Source organism: Acinetobacter sp. YH12049 (assembly GCF_013419875.1).
Classification (GTDB): Bacteria; Pseudomonadota; Gammaproteobacteria; order Pseudomonadales; family Moraxellaceae; genus Acinetobacter; species Acinetobacter amyesii.
On the sequence record NZ_VOZH01000026.1, the window covers coordinates 1 to 24024 of the forward strand.

General features: G+C 35.3%; 22 protein-coding genes. All 22 read right to left on the reverse strand.

What is annotated here, in order from left to right:
* Positions 1-246: 246 nt before the first annotated feature.
* Complete coding sequence (locus FTU05_RS12060; RefSeq protein WP_180165454.1) at positions 247-1689, reverse strand: capsule assembly Wzi family protein; 1443 nt, start codon at positions 1687-1689, stop codon at positions 247-249.
* Positions 1690-1872: 183 nt separating this feature from the next.
* Positions 1873-2889: a UDP-glucose 4-epimerase GalE gene (gene galE / locus FTU05_RS12065; RefSeq protein ID WP_180165456.1), complete on the reverse strand. Its 1017-nt coding sequence runs from the start codon at positions 2887-2889 to the stop codon at positions 1873-1875.
* Positions 2882-4555 carry a glucose-6-phosphate isomerase gene (gene pgi / locus FTU05_RS12070; protein ID WP_180165458.1) on the reverse strand — a complete coding sequence of 558 codons (1674 nt, stop codon included), beginning with the start codon at positions 4553-4555 and terminating at the stop codon, positions 2882-2884. The genes galE and pgi overlap by 8 nt, the downstream gene beginning before the upstream one ends.
* Complete coding sequence (locus FTU05_RS12075) at positions 4555-5808, reverse strand: nucleotide sugar dehydrogenase (RefSeq protein WP_180165459.1); 1254 nt, start codon at positions 5806-5808, stop codon at positions 4555-4557. The genes pgi and FTU05_RS12075 overlap by 1 nt, the downstream gene beginning before the upstream one ends.
* A 12-nt stretch (positions 5809-5820) precedes the next feature.
* Positions 5821-6696 (reverse strand): UTP--glucose-1-phosphate uridylyltransferase GalU, encoded by an 876-nt coding sequence (galU, locus tag FTU05_RS12080; RefSeq protein ID WP_180165461.1) that lies wholly within the window; start codon positions 6694-6696, stop codon positions 5821-5823.
* A gap of 24 nt (positions 6697-6720) precedes the next feature.
* Positions 6721-7341, reverse strand: a complete 621-nt coding sequence (locus tag FTU05_RS12085) for a sugar transferase (RefSeq protein ID WP_180165463.1) — start codon at positions 7339-7341, stop codon at positions 6721-6723.
* Position 7342: 1 nt separating this feature from the next.
* Positions 7343-8506: a glycosyltransferase family 4 protein gene (locus tag FTU05_RS12090; RefSeq protein WP_373685305.1), complete on the reverse strand. Its 1164-nt coding sequence runs from the start codon at positions 8504-8506 to the stop codon at positions 7343-7345.
* 23 nt (positions 8507-8529) lie between these two features.
* Positions 8530-9405 (reverse strand): glycosyltransferase family 2 protein, encoded by an 876-nt coding sequence (locus FTU05_RS12095; protein WP_180165465.1) that lies wholly within the window; start codon positions 9403-9405, stop codon positions 8530-8532.
* Position 9406: 1 nt separating this feature from the next.
* A complete protein-coding gene (locus tag FTU05_RS12100; protein ID WP_180165467.1) occupies positions 9407-10450 on the reverse strand; it encodes an EpsG family protein in 1044 nt (347 codons plus the stop codon).
* A 20-nt stretch (positions 10451-10470) separates the two neighbouring features.
* Positions 10471-11274, reverse strand: a complete 804-nt coding sequence (locus tag FTU05_RS12105) for a glycosyltransferase family 32 protein (protein WP_180165469.1) — start codon at positions 11272-11274, stop codon at positions 10471-10473.
* A 1-nt stretch (position 11275) separates the two neighbouring features.
* Entirely contained in the window at positions 11276-12187 is a 912-nt protein-coding gene (locus tag FTU05_RS12110) for a glycosyltransferase family 2 protein (RefSeq protein ID WP_218953380.1), read from the reverse strand.
* 18 nt (positions 12188-12205) lie between these two features.
* Entirely contained in the window at positions 12206-13642 is a 1437-nt protein-coding gene (locus FTU05_RS12115) for a lipopolysaccharide biosynthesis protein (protein ID WP_180165472.1), read from the reverse strand.
* A 3-nt stretch (positions 13643-13645) separates the two neighbouring features.
* Positions 13646-14539: an ornithine cyclodeaminase family protein gene (locus FTU05_RS12120; RefSeq protein ID WP_180035081.1), complete on the reverse strand. Its 894-nt coding sequence runs from the start codon at positions 14537-14539 to the stop codon at positions 13646-13648.
* On the reverse strand, positions 14536-16344 hold the full coding sequence (locus tag FTU05_RS12125; protein ID WP_180165474.1) for an aminotransferase class I/II-fold pyridoxal phosphate-dependent enzyme: 1809 nt from the start codon (positions 16342-16344) through the stop codon (positions 14536-14538). Before FTU05_RS12125 ends, FTU05_RS12120 begins: the two co-directional genes overlap by 4 nt.
* A gap of 9 nt (positions 16345-16353) precedes the next feature.
* Positions 16354-17646, reverse strand: a complete 1293-nt coding sequence (locus tag FTU05_RS12130) for a CDP-glycerol glycerophosphotransferase family protein (RefSeq protein WP_180165476.1) — start codon at positions 17644-17646, stop codon at positions 16354-16356.
* A 2-nt stretch (positions 17647-17648) separates the two neighbouring features.
* Entirely contained in the window at positions 17649-18764 is a 1116-nt protein-coding gene (locus FTU05_RS12135; protein ID WP_180165477.1) for a DegT/DnrJ/EryC1/StrS aminotransferase family protein, read from the reverse strand.
* A gap of 8 nt (positions 18765-18772) precedes the next feature.
* Positions 18773-19180 (reverse strand): MaoC family dehydratase, encoded by a 408-nt coding sequence (locus FTU05_RS12140; protein WP_180165478.1) that lies wholly within the window; start codon positions 19178-19180, stop codon positions 18773-18775.
* A 2-nt stretch (positions 19181-19182) separates the two neighbouring features.
* Positions 19183-19722: a GNAT family N-acetyltransferase gene (locus tag FTU05_RS12145; protein ID WP_180165479.1), complete on the reverse strand. Its 540-nt coding sequence runs from the start codon at positions 19720-19722 to the stop codon at positions 19183-19185.
* Positions 19712-20116: an FdtA/QdtA family cupin domain-containing protein gene (locus FTU05_RS12150; protein WP_180165480.1), complete on the reverse strand. Its 405-nt coding sequence runs from the start codon at positions 20114-20116 to the stop codon at positions 19712-19714. Before FTU05_RS12150 ends, FTU05_RS12145 begins: the two co-directional genes overlap by 11 nt.
* Position 20117: 1 nt before the next feature.
* Positions 20118-20990, reverse strand: a complete 873-nt coding sequence (rfbA, locus tag FTU05_RS12155) for a glucose-1-phosphate thymidylyltransferase RfbA (protein ID WP_180165481.1) — start codon at positions 20988-20990, stop codon at positions 20118-20120.
* Positions 20990-22048 (reverse strand): dTDP-glucose 4,6-dehydratase, encoded by a 1059-nt coding sequence (rfbB, locus tag FTU05_RS12160; protein WP_180165482.1) that lies wholly within the window; start codon positions 22046-22048, stop codon positions 20990-20992. The genes rfbA and rfbB overlap by 1 nt, the downstream gene beginning before the upstream one ends.
* 104 nt (positions 22049-22152) lie before the next feature.
* Complete coding sequence (locus FTU05_RS12165) at positions 22153-24012, reverse strand: nucleoside-diphosphate sugar epimerase/dehydratase (RefSeq protein ID WP_180165483.1); 1860 nt, start codon at positions 24010-24012, stop codon at positions 22153-22155.
* Positions 24013-24024 lie beyond the last annotated feature (12 nt).

Genomic DNA, 24024 nt, shown 5'->3' on the forward strand with positions numbered 1-24024 from the left:
CTGAAGCAATTGAAACGTCCGGTGCTTTACAAGCCTGAACGATCTGCTGTTTAAATTCAGCACTGTATGTTCTTCGTTTTTTCGCAAGAGATGCGATGGATGTCTGATGATTTGTAGTCATAAATTTTAGTCCCCACTTGTTTCTAAGTGGGGACTAAATTAAGGCTTATAGGATGAATTCAGAAGGTGTGTTCAGCGGACGCTTACGCTCAACTAGAAAGAAATTCTATTTAAGCTGACAACTGATTAAAATAATGAACGATCCAATGGAATTTCGACTCCGATAGACACTCCCGCATCTTGACCATAGACATCAGAATCACTCACCCATCCATTCAGCTTCAATGGCGCATTTGGTTTTAAGTAATGTGTCCAAGTAAGATCTAAAGCTTTAATTTCATCTTTTTGCGCAAATGCATGATTGGTACTTGAATTTGACTGATTCACTTTGGCCATCATTACTCGACCATTTAAGCGATTCATAACATCAAAGCGAATATCTCCACCAAGACTTAGCATTTGACCATCCCCGCCCATGGCATGCCCTAACGGGAAGCCGTGTTGGTAATAGCCATCTGTATATATATGATGATCGTAAGAAATACCAAGCGCATCACCATTGGTTCGAGTATCAGCCCATTCCGCATACACTTGCAAAGGTAAATTATTTAATTGTGAAGAATAATCGATACCTGCTAAATACATTTTTTTTGAAGGAAGAAGCCCAGCTTCATCTTCACCGACATATTGCCCATAAAGGCTAATCGGTACACCACTCCAGTGGTTTAAATTAAGGCGTGCATCAAAACCCGCAATTTGATTAGACTTATCTAGAGCACCATCATCAAAGTTGTCATTCCCTTTAATCGCATTCCATAATGAGTCAAAACTTTCTGACCGCCCTTCACCTCCCCATTGAAGAATTCGAGAAGCGCCTAGCTCCAAGTAAGGCAATGGCTGTGCAGTTAAGCGTAGGCCTAATAAATTCGTATCAGGAACGGCTTTATAATCATCTAATCGGCCAGCAAAAGCTTGATATTGCCAAGGACCAATCCATGACAGCCACTTTGTTTCAAATGCTTGTTGTTCAGCACGCTGCATGGTCAAACCATAAACAGGGCGACTCGCATCACCACGGATTAGGCTTCCTTCATGTCCAGGTCCCCAATAGGTTGGGATTTGTCCCGCAATCAACCATTGATTCCACAATTTTCCTGCAATATAAGAACCTTCTAAATTGACATCATGTCCATGGTCAATGATTGGATCTTTTTCAGCATTGACTCGCAGTCTTGCATCCCACTGCGTTCCACCTGCATTCAATTCAAGGGCCGCTTGATATTGCGATTTTTGCTCATCTGCAAATTTTTGCGGGATGTTTTGTGGATCTGTTTCAGCAAATAAATCGAGCTTAATAGAGGTATTTTCTGCTTCTAAATTTGCCATAACCGAACTGACAACTTTCTGCTGAGCATTATTTTCAATTTTGGCAGTAGATAATGCACGCTGAATTTCTTCACCACTCAATGGCCAAGTCGAAGTGCTGATTTGGATCACACCTTGCTGATTCAGCCAATTTAGATCTGTGCGTACATCTTGGTTATTTAATACAATCCCTTGAGCAGCAACGGGCAGAGCTAGAGAAGAAAAAATCGCAAATGATAAAACCCTAAGAGCTTGATATTTCATATGTTATTTCAATCAATTTATCTTTTACATATGATAACGATTTTTTTCAAACAAAAGATAAGATCTATCATCATTTTTGCACAATCAATACACGACTCACGACTTAAGTTAAGTAGTGAGAAGTATGGCAAATACAAAATTTGCCATACTGTATTTAATGAATTTACACACTAAATTTAAATCTTAGTTGTATCCATTTGGATTTTGCTTTTGCCAGTTCCAGCTATCCTTCAACATATCTTCTAAACCATATTGAGGCTGCCAATCTAACTCTGCGATAGCACGGGCATTATCAGCAAATGAAGTTGCAACATCACCTTCTCGACGAGGTACATATTCAAATGGTATCTCAACACCATTTACCTTCTCAAAAGTATCCCGAATTTGTTTTACTGAAATCCCATTGCCAGTGCCAATATTCCACGCACGGCAGCCTGTAGCATTTAGGCGATTGTTTAAGGCGCATAAATGCGCATTCGCTAAATCTACAACATGTATATAGTCACGTACACCAGTTCCATCTACCGTATCATAATCATTGCCAAAAATTGACAACTTATCACGACGGCCGACTGCAACCTGTGTGACATAAGGCATCAAATTATTGGGTATCCCTTGTGGGTCTTCACCCATTTGGCCACTTTTATGTGCGCCTACAGGGTTAAAATAACGCAGCAATGCAATTGACCAGCGCTCATCTGCAGCCGATAATTTTTCTAGTAATTGCTCGACAATCAGTTTGGTATAGCCATAGTTATTACTTGGCATACCTGTAGGCATGGTTTCATTCAAGGGTGAAATATTGGCTTCATCATAGACTGTTGCCGATGAACTAAAGACCAATTTAAAAACCTGGGCACGTTCCATTGCTTTAACTAAGCTAATAGAACCTGAGATATTATTTTCAAAATATTTTAGCGGCTCTTTTTGGCTTTCACCCACAGCTTTTAAACCTGCAAAGTGAATCACTGCATCAATAGAGTGATGCTGAAAAATTTGATCTAAAATTTGCTGATCGAGAATATCACCTTCAACAAAATCTAATGTTTTAGCTGCCAACGCTTGAACACGTGCTAAGGATTCGACAGAACTGTTGGACAAATTATCCAGTACAACAACGTCATGCCCTGCGCTCAAAAGTTGAATACAAGTATGTGAACCAATATAACCTGCACCACCTGTTACTAAAATTTTAGCCATTATTCTTTCCTAATAGTATCTGCAATAAACCTTGTGTTGAGGCGTCTAGCGCAGAAAGATCATTCTGTTCCCCATTCAAAATAGGCAGTAACTGATTGGCAATTTCCTTACCTTTTTCTACACCCCATTGATCAAACGGGTTAATGTTCCAAAGCACCGACTGTACAAAAACTTTATGTTCATACATTGCAATCAACATGCCCAAACTATATGGATTTAGCTCTTGCAATAAAATGGTTGAACTTGGTTGATTGCCTTCATATTGTTTATATTCCGGCAAATCTTGTACTTCTTGTTGATTTAAAGCTTGATTACCAAATGCCAGTAAGCGCGATTGAGCCAAACAATTGGATAAGGCCAAATGATGCTGTTCCACCAGCGCCTCTGCATTATCGACATAGGTAAATTGTTGGGCCTGATAGCGCTGCACTGGCGCAATAAAATCACAACTCACTGCTTGACTACCTTGATGCAGCAATTGATAAAAAGCATGCTGCGCATTTGGTCCCACTTCCCCCCATATAATCGGACAAGTGTCTAGATCTACTTTTTTCCCATCGCGTTGAATCGATTTACCATTCGATTCCATTTCTAACTGCTGCAAATAAGAGGCGAAATATTTCAAACGCCCATCATAGGGCAGTACTGCATGGGTCTGAATATCAAGGAAATTATTATTCCACGCACCCAATAAGCCCATTAATACAGGAATATTCTGTTCGAAAGGTGCCGTCTGAAAATGCTGGTCTACCGCATATGCGCCAGCTAACAGTTGTTTAAAGCCATCAACTCCAATTGTCAGTGCAATCGGCAAACCGATACATGACCAAAGTGAATAGCGACCGCCGACCCAATCCCAAAGTAAAAATTGGTTATCGGCTGCAATGCCCCATTCCGTCATTTTATCTGCTTTAGTAGATACGCCAATAAAATGATGCTTTAGAATTTGGGATTCTTGTCCAAGTGCTTTTTCAAGCCATAAACGCACTGTTTGCGCATTGGATAAGGTATCAATGGTCCCGAACGATTTTGAAGAAATAATAAATAGCGTGGTTTCGGGGCGAAGTTGATGCAATAAATCTGAAAGCTGACTACCATCAATGGTCGAAACAAAATGCACATTGAGTGGCTTATGTGTGGATTTTTTGAAATCAGATAAGGCATGACTCACCATCAGTGGTCCTAAGTCTGACCCTCCGACCCCAATATTCACCACATCTTGAATGACTTCACCAGTTGCGCCGCGGCACTGGCCAGCATGAATTTTTTCTACCAAAGCATACATACGCTCAAGTTGTGTATGGACTTGAGCAGCTAATTTAGGATGCTGCGAATCCTGCTTTGGCAACCGCAGTGCCCAATGCATGGCTGCACGCTGTTCGGTATAGTTAATTTCTTCAGTAGAAAATAAACGCTTTATCCACAACTCTAAATCTTGTGTCTGTGCCCACTGGACTAGATTTTTGATAACGAGCTGATTGACTCTATGTTTACTAAAATCAAAAACCACCGGCTCTAAAGTCACAGAGAATTTTTCGAATCGCTGAGGGTCTTCAGCAAAGAGTTCTGTTAAATGCCTATTTTCAAATTTAGTTTTCAAACTATGAAGACTGCCTAAAACTGAATCTAAATTTTGTACAGCATAAGGTTGAGTTTTAACAGCCATTAACGTCCTACCCCCATATATGCAAAACCTTGAGACTTCACATACGCTGGATCATAAATATTGCGCCCATCCAAAATAAGTGGGTGCTGCATGGTTTTAAGCAATTCGGTATAATTTGGACTCCAATATTGTTTCCATGCCGTCAGTAAGCACAAAGCATGTGCATCTTGCACTGCCTCATATTGCTCTGTGCAATACATTAGATCAGGTCGCTCACCATATATTTTTTTCATTTCATCCAAGGCTTGAGGGTCGTGTAATTTAACATTTATACCTTGAGCCCATAGTGCTGCCAACATGGCATGAATAGGAGATTGTTTAGTACTAGACGTTTTTTCTTTAAATGCAGCGCCCCATATCGCAACAGTTTTCCCTTTTAAATCACCATGATAATAATTCCACAATTTGCGGAATAAAACTTCTTTTTGCTGCTCATTAATGTCCCAAACTTGAGCAAGGAGTTGGCTATTTGCGCCCACACCTGACACCGTATGCGTTAGGGTCTGAATATCATGTGAAAAGTTTTCTCCACCAAAACCTGCACCTGGATAGAGATAAGATCCTCCAATACGATTATCCGCAGCCATCCCCTGACGAACTGACTCAATATCAATGCCTAATTTCTCAGCAACCATTGCCAAGTCATTGATATAGCTAATCCGTGTCGCCAACATGCCGGAGATACTCAACTTGGTAAATTCAGCATCTAAAATAGGCATAAATAAATATTGCTGCTGACGTGGAAATAAAGGGCGTAAGAGTTCCTTAATTTTAATTTGAGCAGCATCTGATGCAGACCCAACAATCAACTGCTTGGCTTGGGCAAAACTTTGTAAAGCATTTCCTTCCTGAATCATGTCGGGTAAATAGACCCACTCATCTTCATGCAAAATTTTTGCAAATTTTTCTGTCCCATGTAGTCCTAAAGTAGACGCATTGATCATCAATTTAGGGTGAATAATGGGACGTTGTTTGATGTTTTGAAGAATTTCAATACATTGCTTTTCTTCGGCAGGGTTAAAACTGAAGAAATAAGCATCTGCATCTAAAGGAATATCATTAAAGTCGCAGTATTTTAAAAAACTACTTTGTTGTTTGTTGAGTAGATTTTTTACAGCTTCATCTTGTATATACATTTGTTCGCTTTCACACGTTTTCAGTGGTTCATACCAAAAAACGTGATGACCGCATTCTGCTAGCAAAGCAGCAAATACACCTGAAAAAAGTGTTTGTCCAAATACTGCAACTTTCATATCTGTCTCTTTTTATAGTTTTAGGTCTTTGATCAGCGCTTTAAATTCCTCACCTAACTTTGGATGATCTACACCATAATGAAGTACAGCTTTTAAATAACCCAACTTGCTACCACAGTCAAAAGTTTGACCTTTCATACGATACGCTTCAACTGTATCGGTTTGTTGTAGCATGGCAATCGCATCGGTCAGTTGGATTTCATTGCCTGCACCTTTCGGAGTTTGCTCTAAAAGTTGCATAATTTTGGCAGGTAAAATATAGCGACCCACTACCGATAAATTTGATGGTGCAGTGTCGAGGGCAGGTTTCTCGACAATGCCTTGCATGACGATGCTATGCCCTTCGGCAGGTATACAAGCAACATCGACAATACCGTATTGATCTACCATGTGATCTGGTACAGCTTCCACCATAATTTGTGATGCATGGGTTTCATCAAAACGTTGAATCATGAGACTTAGATCATTATTTTCAGATGGATCTTTTACAAGAACATCTGGAAGTAATACAGCAAAATCATCATCGCCTACTACAGCTTTAGCACACAGTACAGCATGACCTAAACCAAGTGGCTGTGGTTGACGTACACTAATCACACTGACGTGTGGTGGTAAAATTTCAGTGATTTCTTTGAGTAAATCAAATTTCTTTTTATGTTCTAGAGTGGTTTCCAGCTCAAAGTTACGATCAAAATAGTTTTCAATGGATGCTTTTGAGGAATGGGTAACAAGAATAATCTGTTCAATGCCAGCAGCAACTGCTTCTTTAACTACATATTCAATCGCTGGTCGGTCAACCACTGTGACCATTTCTTTGGGAATAGATTTACTCGCAGGTAGAAACCGTGTACCAAGGCCTGCGACTGGGAGAATGGCTTTTTTGATCATATGACTCATTGTGATAAAAATAAATTATTTACGAATTGATTCAGACTGAGAATTATTTTTGCTTGAAAAACGGACAGCTCCAACCTCTTGGTCCGGAGCATTAATACCTTCTTTCTTTAACATGACTTCAACTGTTTTAAACATAATGTTAAAATCAAGCCATATCGTATGAGTATCGACATATTGTACATCTAACTCAAATTTTTCTTCCCATGAAAGATTATTACGACCACTGACTTGAGCGAGCCCTGTCATACCTGGCTTTACTTCATGTCGTCGCATTTGCTCAGCAGTGTAGTGTTCCAAAAAATCTTTCATTTGTGGACGAGGGCCCACAATACTCATGTCACCCTTTAAAACATTTAAAAGTTGTGGCATTTCATCTAATGTTGTTGCGCGTAATTTATGTCCGAATGGTGTAATTCGTTGATCATCTGGCAAAGGATTTCCTTCTTTATCAAATGCATCTTTCATCGATCGGAACTTTATCATTTTAAAAAGTTTGCCATCTTTACCTGGACGGTCTTGCAGAAAAAAGATTGGAGAACCTAAGTTTTTACGAACCTTAAATGCAACCCAACAAAAAATTGGTGATAAAAGGACGAGTGCAATCAATGAAATTACTATGTCAACAATGCGCTTCATATCAGTCTTCAATTTCCATAATTTCAAATAGTTTTTTATTTACTTTATGAACATCAAATTTTTCACATGCAATCTTATAACTTTCTTTGCCCATAATGTTGATTTGGTCAGGGTTTTCAATAAAAAAACACATTTTTTCTACAAGTGCATTTACATCCCATTTAGGAATTAAGAATCCATTGACCCCATCGATTACAGTATCACGACAACCCGGTACATCTGTGGTAATAACGGGGCGGCCAATGGCCATTGCTTCTTGGGTGCTACGAGGTACGCCTTCTCGATAATATGAAGGTAATACAAATACTGCACTGTCTGCTATATGTTCAGATACATTATTTACATAACCAAGATATTCAATAAGCTTCGACGCTATAAGTTTATCTAATTCTGATTGTGAAAGGCCATATGGATTTTCTAAGTCTAAACCGCCAATTACTTTGAAAATGGTTTTAGGATACTTCAATTTTACAAGTTTTGCGGCCTCTAAATACTCATAAATCCCTTTTTCAGCTAACAATCGTGCAACGAATATGAAAGATACGCTTTTTGAATCATCCCAAGCTTTATAAGGATAATCTTTTAAACTTAAACCAATTGGCCCCAAAACCTTTACTGCATCTTTTGTAGTAAAAATTTTATTTTTTTCAACCAAGTCAATTGGATCATCCTTGTTTAAAAAAATAATTTTATCTAAAAAAGGAAATGCAATTCGATAAAGTGAAACTTGAATAAATTTTATAAGTTTCATTTTAAGGGTTTGACCTGAAGGATGTTCTGTAAATGGAGAGCCAAGACCTTCAATCATACCAATGACATTTGGAACACCGCTCAAACGAGCAGCTAAAGATCCATAAATAACAGGCTTTGTAAAAAATGAGAATACTATATCCGGATTATACTGATTAATATATCGCTTTAACTCAACCATTGATTTAAGATCCTTGAAAGGATTTAAACCACTTCTACTAAGCTGATATGTGATTACCTCAGCACCTAATTTTTGAATTTTTTTTATCCAGTAATCGTCATATTCAGATACTAATGCATAAACTTGATAACCTTTATTGATAAAAGAAAGGATAAAATCTTTACGAAACAAAAAAAGGTTTGAAGCCGTAGTTCCAATAACAAACACTTTTGGTGAAATACTATTTTTTTTCACAAACTTATTCCAATTTAAACAAATCAATTGTATCTATCAAAAATTATAGAATTCAGAATTAACTGTGCTTTTGAAGTATCATATTCTTCCTGATGGATATTATTTCTTCGTTTAAGCAAATATGACTCCAACCTTTTATTATAAAGATATGAAAATATAAAAATCTTAAATGTATTTCTCATTTTAGCATTTAAATAATTTAAAAAACCAATATTTTTTAGATATTTATCCAAAATTTTATTAGTTGTTATATATGATTTAAGCTGCTTATTCTTAGAAACACTACCTTCCTCTCTATAAAACATCAAAGGCTCATTCATAATTTTAATATTAAAATTATTATTAACTTTGGATCTAAACCAAAGTTCATAATCCTCTGCACGATCAAAATCTGAATTATAAAAATGGTTCAAAAACCAACTTTTTCTTGCCATTATCGAAGGGTGTAAGATATAATAATTACCTAGCAACAAGTCACTTAAATCTAAATTAATTTTATTAATAATACGTGCACTAACAATTTTATCTTTTGAATCAATCGAAAAATAAGAAGTTGAAACCAAATCATAACGAGAATTATTAAGTATATTAACCTGTTTCTCTAAGCGCTCAGGATGCATAATGTCATCTGCATCCATTCGTGCAATTAAGTCATATTTTGATTCCTGAATGAGTTGGTTTAAACGAAGTGGTAATCTTTTATTTTTACCATCATGTATTACTCTTACACGGCTATCAAGCTGTTCATACTTTTTTGCAATTTCTAATGAACGATCAGTAGATCCATCATCAATAAGCAACAGCTCAAAATCATTATATGTTTGATTTAAAACAGATTTAATAGCATTATCAAGAAAATTTTCAGCATTATAAATCGGTATACCTACAGATACAGTCATTTTAAAAAATCCTAAATTTATCATTTAGCTCATATGGATAAATACCATATAAACTATAAGTCATCATCATAAAATACACAAAACCTAGTATATAAAATAAAATTTTATAGCCTAATTGATTAAATTTATCCTTGATTACTAAAGGGATTAATAATATTAAATATACAGAAAAATTATACAATACGCGTTGAGGACCTGATGGATCTGTACCTAATAAAGTGATAGGTATTACAAATACTAACCCACAAAAATATAATTGCTCTAGCAAATTATAAGATTTGTTATTCTCTCTTAAATTTCTACCAAAAACATAGAGAGCTAGAGCAATAATAGAATAAAATATTAATAAAAGATACCCACCAGCATTTTCAGAAGTTTGTGTATAATGTTCATAGCGTTGATTATTAGCTGATAAATATTTTATTACCACACTACTAGCTAACAAAGATGAAATAAAAGTGAATGCAACTTTTAATTCAACTCTTAGCTTGAAATGAATAAAAAAGTAAAATGGAAGCATCACCCATGCAGATATATGAAATAGGGAAGCAATAAATACAACCAGGATATATTTAAGCAATTTTTTTTCCAAAAAAAACTTAACACCATAAAATAATATCGCTAATGCAATTGCTTGCCTTACTGTATTAAATAAAAAAGTATAAAAACCAAAAGTTATATATATATAAATTGACAACAAATAGTCAATAGAGTACTTTCTAATGGCTAAAATCATCAAAATTACTGTGATTAAAGCCATTATAAAAAGATACCAATAATATTCATTAGTTAAATAATTTATTAAATAAACAAATATCTGATATCCATATTCAACATTAGCATCCAATACCAAAGTAGTATTATCATAGTTAGGATTAAAAGGTTGGGTATAAGTCCATGTATCGGTTCCAACATATCTATCTCTTAAGCCTGCAAGTAATGTCAGTAATAATATAGGTATTATTACTAAATTTACTTTGTTAGATTTCTGTCCTAAATAAATAGTACATACCACAAAAAATAATACTAAAATATATGGAAACAATTAATTCACCGTAGTATAGCCTACTTGCTAAAAGTTAATTTATGATAAATTTTTTTGAATAAATAACCTATACCGTAGTAACGTATAATTTTAAATGGTAAAATTGTCTTATAACATAAATATCCTAATACATTTCCATATTTACTTCTCATATTCCTGCTAAATTCCAGTTGTTCTTTTTGGTATTCATCGAGCCATGAAGCATTAAAATGATGTATTGAATAAGTGTTTTCTGTAAAATTCTCTTCACCCATTAATCCAATTGGAGAAAAATAATCAGATGAAAGAAACATAAATCTATCAATTAATTGATTCTTATCTATCTGTTTCAATCCCAATTGTACTAAAACCTTAGTATCTCGCTCTGGGCATGGTGTCATATCTAATGAACCATCTTTTTTTACAAAAGACGCCTGTTCATAATTTTCTCTAAGTTTTTGTATAATTTTATTATGAGGCGTAGCACCAAAACCCAAACCAGAATTAATACAATTAAACTTTGAGAGTTCAAACCCCATAAAACCTTCTAATTCTAATAAATTATCAAAGGGTTTTAGTAATTCAACATCTATGTCTAGATATATACCGCCATGCTCCTCAATAACTTTGAGACGAAAATAATCTGAGACAAACGCCCACTTTTTATGCTCTACTGCTCCTCTAACAAAATCATTAATTTGCAAATCACAATTACTTTCATCCCAACGTATAATTTCATAATCAGGGCAAAAATTTTCCCAGCTTTCCATACACTTATGAGCAATTTCTGGTAATGGATTACCACCAAACCAACAGTAATGTATTTTTTTAGGGATCATTTGCATTTTAACGCTTACCTTTCAAAAACTTTATAACCTGTAAGGGGAGGAAGACTAAAAGAGACACTCTTATAAACTTTTTTGTAAATAAATTAAGTGGGTAATAGCTAATTGATTTCATTAACCAAACCAAACCAATTTTCCTGTCTGTTTTAATAACTGTTTCTACTTCTATCATATAACTATTACTAACTGCTTTTTTGTATAATCTATTATCTTGGTATTCTGATAAAACCTCTAAAACAGCCTGCAGCATAAAATCAGCTCGATTCGATGTGCTAAGATCATGTTTTCGGTATAAGAGTAAAGAATCACTAATAGAATATAAATTATATCCTAACGAGGTTATCTTTAAAAATAATGGTAAATCCTCTATTTTCTTTGTTTCATCATACCCTCCAACTTTCCTCAAAATATGAGTTTTTAGTACTACTATCTGACCTGGTAACGATGTATTTCTTAATATAACATTTTCGAATTCAATTAATTTTTCATCTCCAAACTCATATAGATCACTTTTATCTACCGTGATTGCCCTCACACCTGCAAAAACACCAGCTATATTTTCTTCCTGCTCTAACAGCACATCAATCATTTTCAACAGTTTATCAGGTAATGATATATCATCTGACGCTTGTGGTGAAAAAAACTCGCCCTCACACCATTCTAAAGCCTCATTTAAAGTTGCACTTAACCCTTTATTTGGTCTATATCGAAACTCAAACCGAACAAACCTTTCTTGGCAAGCAGGAATCATTTCTTTTATCTTTTCTACCGAGCCATCTTTTGAACCATCATCAATAATAATTAACTCAATATTTTCATAAGTTTGATCGATTACACTTTGAATACTATCTTGCACAAAACTTTCATGGTTATAGCAAGGAATGACTACGGATACTAATGGAGGGATATTCATAATGAAATTTTTTAACCGTTAAACTCTTACTTTACCGATAAGTAAACTTATATATCGAATTAAAGACTGGTCGCGCATTATAACAAGCAGTAAAGGATAAAGAAGCATTCCTAGCGAAATTTTGACAATTAATCCTAACCACAATACAACCTCCAATTCTAACTGGCTTACTGCAACATACATAATTGCGGCAGCGATAATGTATTTAGCCGCAACCTTAAGTTGTGACCAACCACCAAACCCAAATAACTTGCCAGGAAAGTAGGCATTTATAAAGAATGCTATAACAGTGGTTGCCACCATAGCCCAAGCTACAGCCTCTATACCATAAGGGACAGATATCAATAAGGCAGCGAGAGTCATAGGGAGTTTAGATAAATCCACCTTTAAAAATAAGTCTGACCGACCTATCGCATTCAATATATTCATATTAATCGCACTGATAGGTGTAATTGCACGCGCAAAACAAAGTATGCTTAGCACAGGAGCTACTGAAAGCCACTCCTCGCCCAAAAACAGCAACACAACCTCATCAGATACCGCCGCCAAACCTACCAATAATGGAAGAGATACCAATAGGGTAATAGATATTAACTGTTTATATATACTAACTAGCCGCTCTCTTTCATCTTTTATAGAGGTTAATATCGGATAAGTAACCCCTTGCAAAGTAGAGGAAAGCATCAAGTATAGGTTATTACTTAGATTATTTGCTTGAGTGAAATAACCCACTTGCGTAGCATTAAAATAACGCCCTATCAATGCAATATAAAGATTGTTCACAAACGTCGCTACAAATCCTGCTATCATTAAATTTGAACCAAATTTAAATAAACGCTTAAATGACTCAACACTAAATATAAATTGCGGCAACCAACGACAAAACAACCAAATTAACAACGCATTCAATGCTGATTTAATAACCAACATCCATACAAATGCCCAGTAGTCATAGCCTCGCTGTGCTAAGTAAACACCCACTACTGCTGAAAGCAGAGTCGCTATCGTACTAGCAATAGTTTGACTCTTAAAATCTATATTTATTGTTAATTTCGCACGTACTACTACAACTAAAGAATTGATAATTATCACCACAAAGAGGAGCCGTGATATATCGATTAGTTGAGGTGCCTTATAAAAATCTGCTATGAATGGGGCACTAAAATAAAGTAAAATATACATGGCCACACCCCACGCCATGTTTATATAAAACACTGTGCTTTCGTCTTCTGGTGTCACCTGATTACTACGCTGTACGAGAGCAGCAGAAAATCCATTGCTAATAACACTTTCCGCTAACAGCATAAAAATTGTAAGCATACCAATAAGTCCAAAACTTTCTGGACCAATCAGCCGTGCTAGATATATAGTTACAGCTAAATAGCCAAGCTGATTAATCATCTTATCAGCAAGGCTCCAAGCAAAACCCCTAATCGCTTTTTGTTTCAGTAACATAACTTATAACAATCTATCGTAAATCTTTTTAGCACAATAAATGTCATGTAATGCAATACCAATGTTATAAGATAGAATTCTTTCATGATTGTTGGTTCGTCCACTTGCAAGACCTAACAAAACTGAACTTATCTCATCAAAACTTTTGAAATTGTTAAAGTACTTGAAGCCTTCAACATGTGCTTTATCATCCGCAAAAACTTTATCAAAAAATAAATCACAATTTTGAAAGCCACGTGTATGTATAGGCACAACTAAGCAACCTTCTTTAAACCATTCATCTCTTCCCAATTGTTCTTCTGCAACAGTAATTGCAGAAACTATTACATCTGAGTCCCTAATCAAGGCTTCATTGGTATTACATATTTCTATATTTTTTACACCTCTACTTAGTAGTATTTCTTTTGCTCTCTGAGCATGATCTTTATAATTTCTAAGCTTGATTTTTTTAGTAATATTTAAAGGATTAGTTAAAAACATTTCCAAAAAACTCATCCCCGTTTGTCCCAAACCCAAAATAGCGACTGTCTCAAAGTTTTTTTTCGCCAAAGTCTCAACGGCCAAAGCAGCAACTGCTCCTGTTCTCTTTGCTGTTATCCAAGTACCATCCAATAAAGCTAGAGGCTCACCATTAGAATACCTATATAATAAAAGCTCCCCCATAATGGATGGTGTACGTTCAGAATACCTAGAAACAATCTTTACTCCTGCCGCATCAATACTAGGAATAATTGCTGGCATAGTATTATAAAAATTTCTTCCCTGATTAAAAGTCTGACTAATTTTATGAGGTAACATGCTTTCTTCTTTTACCCCAAATGCCTCTTTTACCCATGTCAGAATTTCAAAATCATTAATATTTAAACTTTCTATATCATTTCTTGCAATCACTTTCATTGCATTACCTTCAAAGCGCTAAGTAGCTTATCATTATCTATCTCATCACGTACAGCTATTCTTAAAAACTGCCTATCCTCAAAACCTTTCTTACCAGTTAAATCTTTAACAAATAACTCATTCTCAAAAAGTAATTTCTGTGCCAGCTCAGTAGCTGTATATTTATCTACTACTTCACACAAAAAATAATTCGCCTGTGATGGATATACCTTAAGGAAACTAATATTTTTTATTTCAGACATAAAACGTGAACGCTCAACAACGATCCTCTGACAGGATTTTTTATACTTTGAAATATACTTGCCAATAATTTGTAAGAAGAACTCACCAAATGAATTAATATTCCAAATACTCGTTTCCCTATCAATCTTACGGATCACTTCTGTGTTACTACTTGCTGTAACACCAAGCCTTGCACCTGGCACACCGTAACTCTTACTAATCGATTTAATTAAAAATAAATTATTGTAATTATTAATGAGATCTGGAGTAAATAAGGATTCTTTAAAACCATCCTCTGCAAAATCTATAAACGACTCATCGAGTATTAAATTTTTACCCTCTTCCTTAAGATAATCCAACAGGCTGATTACGTCGGCTTTAGCGATAAAATTTCCACTAGGATTATCAGGATTTATCAGGATTATATTTTCAACTTCTTTTGCCAGCTCAAATAAGGGATCAATTCCATAGCTAAAATCAGTTGAGTTAACTAACTTTCTAATCACTCGATCATGACCAATAGCATCGATATACTCATAAAAAGTTGGCTCTAAAATACCAAATTTACCTTTAAATACCGTACTTAAAACTTTAATCGTTTCTGCAGCACCGTTTGTCACTACTATTTGACTAGGTTCAATATTAAAGAGTTTACTTGCTAACAAACTTTGTACTGCAGAGCCAGAAGGATACTGACTTATGAGAGGTTGAAAGTAAGCTTTACACTCATTTATAAAAACTTCATCAGGGAAATAGGGATTTACTAAATAACAAAAATCTACAAGCTGTGGATATCTCCAATAGCCACCGTAACGACGTTGTACAAGATCAAGTTTCAACTCTGGTGTTTTAGCAAAGACCACCTCTGCATTATCTTTGTCTTGTACATCATCAATCTCATACCAGCGCTCTGTACTTAATGGATAGGCTTCAAGCTCCTGATTTTCTAACTCTAGTACAACTCGAAGTACTTGTTCATAATACTCATTATTACCTAAAGCAGTGCTATAAGCTTCTAAAAATGGTACATAAGTATGTTCAGAAAATTCTTTTGAAAACTTGTAAATATTGACTGTTTTATAATATCGATTAACTTCTGAAAAATCGAAAAACGCTTTAGGAACAAAACTAGTAATTTTACAGTTTTTGTCTAACTTAACTACAGTACCATCCATCCATGCTTGGTACTTATCTACTACTGCAAGAGATGGTCTTTTATCGGCTGTAAGCCCTTCAAGAATAGCGACATCATAGATTAAATCACTCTCAAGTAATAAAGTATCATCAGCCTTTAAATATTCTCTTGCTAAATATAAAGAATAAATATTATTAGTAGTTTCATAAATCGGATTATCTATATATGTAATAGAGATACCAAATTTTTTATTACCAAGATAAGCTATTAAATTATCTTTTTGGTATCCTACAACCAGTACAACTTTTGTGATACCTATAGCCGCAAGGTTTTTTAAACTTAAATCAATAAGCTTTTCTCCATTGACTTCTAGCATACACTTTGTATTTTCTTTCGTGTAATTACCAAGTCTAGAGCCTTTACCTGCTGCCAAAATAATAGCTTGCATTATATTTACCTATTGCTTCAATATTTTCAAAATTCGAGTAGAAGTATCTATTTTATAACCTAAACTTCTATCATAATCATCAATCAGGACACATCTTTTATGCTGATTTACATCTGTATCATTTAGCATTTGAACTATAAAGTTTTCAATTTCCTTATTGCCTAATGCCTGACTACTTACACTTAAGCACTTATGCCCAAAACTACTAAAGTAATTTAAACTATCTTTTTTCAATAAATATAGAATAGGCTTATCCACAAAAAGATATTCACCTAAGAATGAAGAAGAGTCTAGAATCATAGCATCTGAATTTTTGAATAGATCTATGTACTCACCTTCATCAACTTGACTACTTTCAAACTCTGTCCAGAAACCATAATAATCTTCAGTTCTTTGCTTTCCCCAATCAGGATGTATTAATAACTTTTCTTTTAATAATGGATGTGGTTTAAAAGACCAATAGATATCGTCTTTATATTTAAGTGCAATTTCTTTTATAAAAAAAGCATTTTCTAAAAAAGTACTAATAGAGAATATTTTATTATCCTCTATTGTATGATGTGGAGCATATATTATTTTTATTTTTTGCTTCGCATTCTTCCAAGTTGATTGATCAAATCTTGTTCCTCTTAATTGCTCAACTAAACAATCCCCTACTAACTCTATGCCAACACGACCTCTCTGGGAAATATTTTTATAATTTTCGACCATTTCAACAGTTTGGACAAAAATTTTCCAAATCGCATTATGAAATACCTGATTAAATTGGGCCTGATAATTTTCATATTTTGAAATAGGCATCCCATAACCAGCATAACAACTCAAATAATTCAAATACGCATCTTCATAATATTCTTTGCGTGTTAAATTATGTGGATTGGTAAAGAACACTATATCAGGCTGTATTTCTTCAAGTGTGATCCAACGTTGTTCTTCTGCATGATAAGAAGAAAGCAGCGGGTAACCTTTTTCTTTAAAATATTCATAACATTCTTGCATATCCTGCTTCATACGTTCTTCCCCATAAACTGTATAAGGACATACAAGTATTACAGGTTCAAAGAAAGGATCGTTCAGCATTTTCTGAAACACTGGATCGACTTTCCAAACGCTCTTATGAATAGCTAGAAAAACTACTTTTATTTTCTCTTTACCTTTTATTTGGTGCAAAAGCTCTTGATGCTTTCTCTGCATATGCAAGAACAACTTTCTCTTTTTTGGATTATCCACTAACGTCATCTTAAACGGACGTAACCAATCTTTAAACGTTGTAGGCAATAGCTTCTTTAAAAAATCTAGCATGCTTACCCCTCAAAAGAATTAATAGCTGCTACCACCAATTTGACTTGTTCAGTCTGCATTACAGGACTAATAGGCAAACTTAGCACCTCTTGATGCATGACTTCAGCCAATGGATAGCTTTGATCATTCCATTCCTTATATGCTTGCTGCTTATGCGGTGGTATCGGGTAATGAATGAGCGTTTGTATACCCTGCTTGTTTAAATATTTTTGTAGTGCTTCACGCTGATTGGTGCGAATTACAAATAAATGCCAAACATGCTGCTCATAGGATTCAGCATTAATTCCATTCAATGGGAGTTGAATTAAAGGATTTTTGATTCCATTCAAATATAAACTCGCAATATGACGTCTATGCTGAGTTTCTTGATCCAAGTATTTGAGCTTAACATCTAACATCGCCGCTTGAATTTCATCTAAACGGCTATTTACGCCTGGTACTAAATTTTTATACTTTTCATGCGAGCCATAGTTACGTAATGCTTTTAACATGGTCGCTAATTCTGCATCATTCGTTGTAACTGCACCTGCATCACCCAATGCACCTAAATTTTTTCCAGGATAAAAACTAAAACCTGAAGCATCGCCCCAGTTTCCTGCTTTTTTACCTTGTATTTGTGCCCCGTGACTTTGTGCGGAGTCTTCTAAAACCAATAAATTGTGTTGTTTAGCAATTTGCATAATTTCAGGCATTTCTGCCAATTGACCATATAAATGCACAGGCAGAATAACACGGGTTTTAGCAGTAATAGCCTGTTGAATTTTAGCAGGGTCAATATTATAAGTATTTAAATCAGGCTCTACTAATACAGGTGTTAAGTTATTGGCTGTGATAGCGAGAATACTGGCAATATAGGTATTTGAAGGAACAATCACTTCATCACCATCATGAAGCTTACCCAGCTCTTTCCAAGCACGTAAGGTTAAAATTAATGCATCTAAACCATTGGCCACGCCAATTGCAAATTTAACCCCGCAATAGTTTGCAAAATTTTGTTCAAACTGTTCTAGCTCATTTCCACCAATATACCACCCAGAATCAATAACTCTCGTGCAAGCCGTAATTAACTCTTCACGATACTGCTGATTAATATTTTTTAAATCTAAAAAGGTAATCATCTTGCTTTTCACTCAGGAATATAAAGTTCTGCTGTGCCTACGATGCATTCTTGGTTTCTAAATACAGCCGTAGTCTTAAAAACTACACGTTTTTTTTCAACTATAATATTTATAATTTCTACTTTAAATTTTACTACTTCATTCAAAAAAACTGGCTTCAAGAATTTATTTTCAGATTTTAAATAAATACAACCTGGTCCTGGTAAATTATTTGCAAATATTGTTGAAAAAATACTTGTAAGTAACGCACCATGAACAATTCTTCCACCAAACATTGTGGTTTTTGCAAACGCTTCATCCAAATGTACAGGGTTTACATCTCCTGACAACAATGAAAATAAATCAACATCTTTATCTGAAAAATTTCTATTAATTTCAAATGTCTGTCCAATTACCATTTCTTTTATACTTTTCATATTTAACCTATAAACTTTTGATATTCTTTTAAAATTTCAAAATATTGAGATGCTGGGTATATATAGAAATTATCTAAGTCATTACCATTAATATGTTCTGCGCCTAATCTCATATGGAAATTATGTACACCAAGATTATCTTTACGCACATCAAAATGTGATTGCTGAAAACCAAGTTCTTCAAAAGCCAATTTATAAACCAATAAAGCACTTTCTATGGCTGCATACCGTGTTTTATTTTCATTTAATATCCAGCTCCCCCAACAGAATGATTTTGGATTTTCCTTAAAATCGTATAAGCGAATTGTACCTATTCTTTGATTATTATCATTACGACAAATAATGAAATAATACTCTTCATTATTTGTTTCTCTCATTTTATAATTTCGTATCCAATCACGCTGTGCTTGAATATCCGCTGAAGATTGAGAAATATGTTTATTTAATTCTGGATTGGCTCTCAGTTCACAAATAAACTCCGCATCAGACTCTTCAACTAATTTAAAGTTTATTGTTTTGGCCGATAGGTTTTCAAACTTCATTATGCACCACACTTAAAAATTTTTGATAATCTCTAATATAGTCATTCTCATCAAAATGTTCACTTGCCAAAACAAGTAAAACACAGTCCTCAGAAAAATCATGCATTTCACGCCAGATCAATCCTTCAATAACCAAACCTTGGGTCGGGTTATCTAAAATAACTTCTTCTTTATTAGAGCCATTTTCCAGAATAAATCTGCAACTACCTTTTAAACATATTGCAACTTGTTTGAGATCAATATGAGCATGAAATCCACGAGGTTTATCTACTGTATTAAAAATATAATATAAACGCTTAACTTCAAAGGGAATAGATTGATTGGACTCAATAGCCACTAACCCACCACGGTCATCAGCAAAACTCGGCAAGTCAATTAATTTTACAAGACCCATTTTATTCAGTTACCAAAGAAATCAAATATTGACCATAGTCATTCTTACTCATGCTTTGCCCAATTTTTAACACTTGCTCTTTACTCAACCAACCTTGATTAAAAGCAATTTCTTCTAGACATGCAACTTTATAACCTTGACGCTTTTCTAAGGTCTCTACAAATTGTGCTGCTTCAAGCAAACTTGCATGTGTACCAGTATCGAGCCATGCAAAGCCTCGACCCAATAGCTCAACACTTAAGTCACCCCGCTCCAAATACATTTGGTTCACTGTCGTGATTTCCAACTCACCACGGTCAGAAGGTTTAACTTCTTTTGCAATTTGAATCACATCATTGTCATAAAAATATAAACCTGTCACTGCAAAATTTGATTTTGGTTGCTTAGGTTTTTCTTCTAATGAAATTGCGCGTTTATGCTCATCAAACTCAACTACACCAAAACGCTCAGGGTCTTTTACTTGATAGCCAAAAACTGTAGCGCCTTTTTGGCGAGCTACAGCCTGCTTAAGCATTGGTGTAAAGCCCTGACCATAGAAAATATTATCGCCAAGTACCAAGCACACATTACTATCACCAATAAACTCTTCGCCGATAATAAACGCTTGAGCCAACCCATCCGGACTAGGTTGAATGGCATACTGCAAACGAACACCAAACTGTGAACCATCACCAAGCAGGCGTTCAAAGCTCTCTTTATCCTCAGGTGTCGTAATAATCAGAATATCCTGAATGCCTGCCAACATAAGTACAGAAATTGGATAATAAATCATTGGCTTGTCGTAAATTGGGAGTAGTTGTTTGGATACACCCTTTGTAATTGGGTATAAACGTGTACCCGATCCACCTGCGAGAATAATACCTTTTGTATTCATTATGCATTCACACCTAATCTTTCACGTTGGTAACTGCCATCTTGAACACGACGACACCACTCTAAATTATTCAAATACCATTCAACTGTTTTTCGAATACCTGTATCAAACGTTTCTTTAGGTTTCCAGCCTAATTCATGGCCAATTTTTGTTGCATCAATGGCATAACGTAAATCATGACCAGGACGATCTTGTACAAATGTGATCAGTGACTCATAAGCTTGTCCATTCGACTGGGGCTTTAACTCATCTAAAATCTTACAAATCGTTTTCACGACTTCAATGTTTTGTTTTTCATTGTGCCCACCAATGTTGTACGTCTCTCCGACAACACCTTCTGTCACTACTTTATATAATGCTCTAGCATGGTCTTCAACAAATAACCAATCGCGAATTTGATCACCTTTACCGTAAATTGGAAGCGCCTTACCTTCTAAAGCATTTAAAATCACTAAAGGAATCAATTTTTCAGGGAAATGATAAGGACCATAATTATTTGAACAATTGGTAATCATTGTTGGTAGTCCATAAGTTCGATGCCAAGCTCGAACTAAATGATCTGAACTGGCCTTACTTGCCGAATATGGCGAACTCGGAGCATAGGGTGTTGTCTCCAGGAACAAGTTATCTGTACCTTCTAAGTCACCATAAACCTCATCTGTTGAAATATGGTGAAAACGAAATGCTTGTTTTCTATTTTGATTTAAACCGTTCCAATAATGACGGGTAGCTTCCAACAAGTGATATGTACCAATAATATTGGTTTCAATAAATGCAGCCGAACCTGTAATTGAGCGATCTACATGGGACTCTGCTGCCAAATGCATCACAGCATCTGGTTGAAAACTTTCAAAGATTTGATCTAATGCAATACGATCGCAAATATCAGTTTGAGAAAACTGATAACGCTCACTATCAGCAATACTTTCTAAAGATTCTAAATTGCCAGCATAGGTCAGCTTATCAATATTTAATACTTCATTATTAGTATGATTAATAATATGTCGAATCACGGCAGAACCAATAAAACCTGCTCCACCTGTTACTATAATCTTCATAAATATCCTAAATTTTAAAATTCACTGTATTAAGGTATAGCTTTAATTTTGTTATCCTTAATTATATCATCCAGTTAAATTAAATTTTAATACTACTATTAAAATTACTTATCTATAGATACTGAACAATAACCATCCACATATTTTTTTAGTATCGTAAATAATTCATTTAAATCATCACGATACTTGTAATTTTTAAGCTGTATAAATATTTCAGAAACCTCTAAATATCCATAATATTTTTCATAAGACTTTAATATCCTTTCATGCTCCGTCTTTTCAACATTTTCAGCATCAATTAACAACTCTTCATATAACTTTTCACCCGGACGTAGACCTGTAAATTGTATCTCAATATCACCTATACCATTTTCATCGATTGCTCGAAAACCACTCAAACGAATCATTTGTTTAGCTAAATCTACTATTTTAACTGGCTCGCCCATATCCAATAAAAATACATCACCGCCAGTCCCCATCGCACCAGCCTGAATCACCAACTGCGCAGCTTCAGGAATGGTCATAAAATAACGCGTGACTTCTGGGTGCGTTACTGTAACAGGCCCGCCTTGAGCAATCTGCTTTTTAAACAAAGGGACGACAGAACCTGACGAACCGAGTACATTACCAAAGCGCACAATACTAATTTGCGTTTTTGGATTCGTCGACGCTAGGCTCTGACAATACAATTCTGCCATACGTTTAGACGCACCCATGACATTGGTTGGACGCACCGCTTTATCTGTTGAAATTAAAACAAAAGTTTCAACATTTTGATTCACCGCTGCATCTACACTACGCTGTGTACCAATGGAGGTATTATAAATACCTTCAAATGGGTTTGCTTCAACAAGTGGTACATGTTTATAAGCTGCGGCATGATAAACTGTTTGCACTTTGTACTCTTGAATAATACGTTCTAATTTTTGCTGATTGGTGACAGAACCCAGCACTGGAATAATTTGTATATCAGAAGCCTGCAATTCACGGTCCATTGAATACAAAGCAAATTCAGACATTTCAAACAGCACTAGCATTTTCGGCTGATGCTTCACAATCTGACGACAAAGCTCAGAACCAATCGAACCGCCCGCCCCTGTCACCATGACCACTTTATTTTTAATATTTTTTTCTAACAGTTCAGGTTTCGGCGGTACAGGATCACGCCCCAATAGGTCAATAATATCCACTTCACGGATATCTGAAACTTGGACTTGACCATCGACCAGTTGGGTTACCCCTGGCAGTTCCATAATTTTGACATCTGCCGTATCAAAAGACTCAATAATCTCTTTTTTCCGTGCACGACCAACGGAAGGCATGGCAAGTAAAACTTCTTCAATGCCAAATTTTCCAAGTTTTGCTTGCGCTTTTTTGGGTGAATAAATTTTTAAACCACTCAGTGACTGACCTTGTAAGGAGCGCTTATCGTCAATAAAACACACGGGCAAATAATCATCTGAGCGGTTTAAAGCTGCTGCAATTTGTTGTCCTGCCAGCCCTGCGCCATAAATTGCCACACGTTTACGGCTTTGCTTTTTGGCAAAAGTTTTAAGAGTAGCGTAGCGAATGACTGCACGGCTCCACCACATGTATGAAAACAGCATAAAGCCATACATGAGCGGAATACTCATGGGAATAAATGCGACATTGAGTTTTTTAATCGTGTACAGCGCCACGATTTGAATAAATGTTCCAACTAAAATTCGCAGCAAATAATCTTCATTAAATGAACGCACAATTGCACGGTAAATACCGAGCAATGCAAAAATCAGAATGCCAACTACACCGACATAAATATACCAAGCATCCAGTCCTTGCATGACCTGAACATTAGGACGTGCCAAACGTATGGCATATGCCAGCCACATCATTAACGGTAAAACACAGATATCCATCAGCACCAAAACGATTTGTTTTTGGCGACGCGGTAATGATGCTATAGAACGGATAATGTCTTTCACAAGATGCTCAAA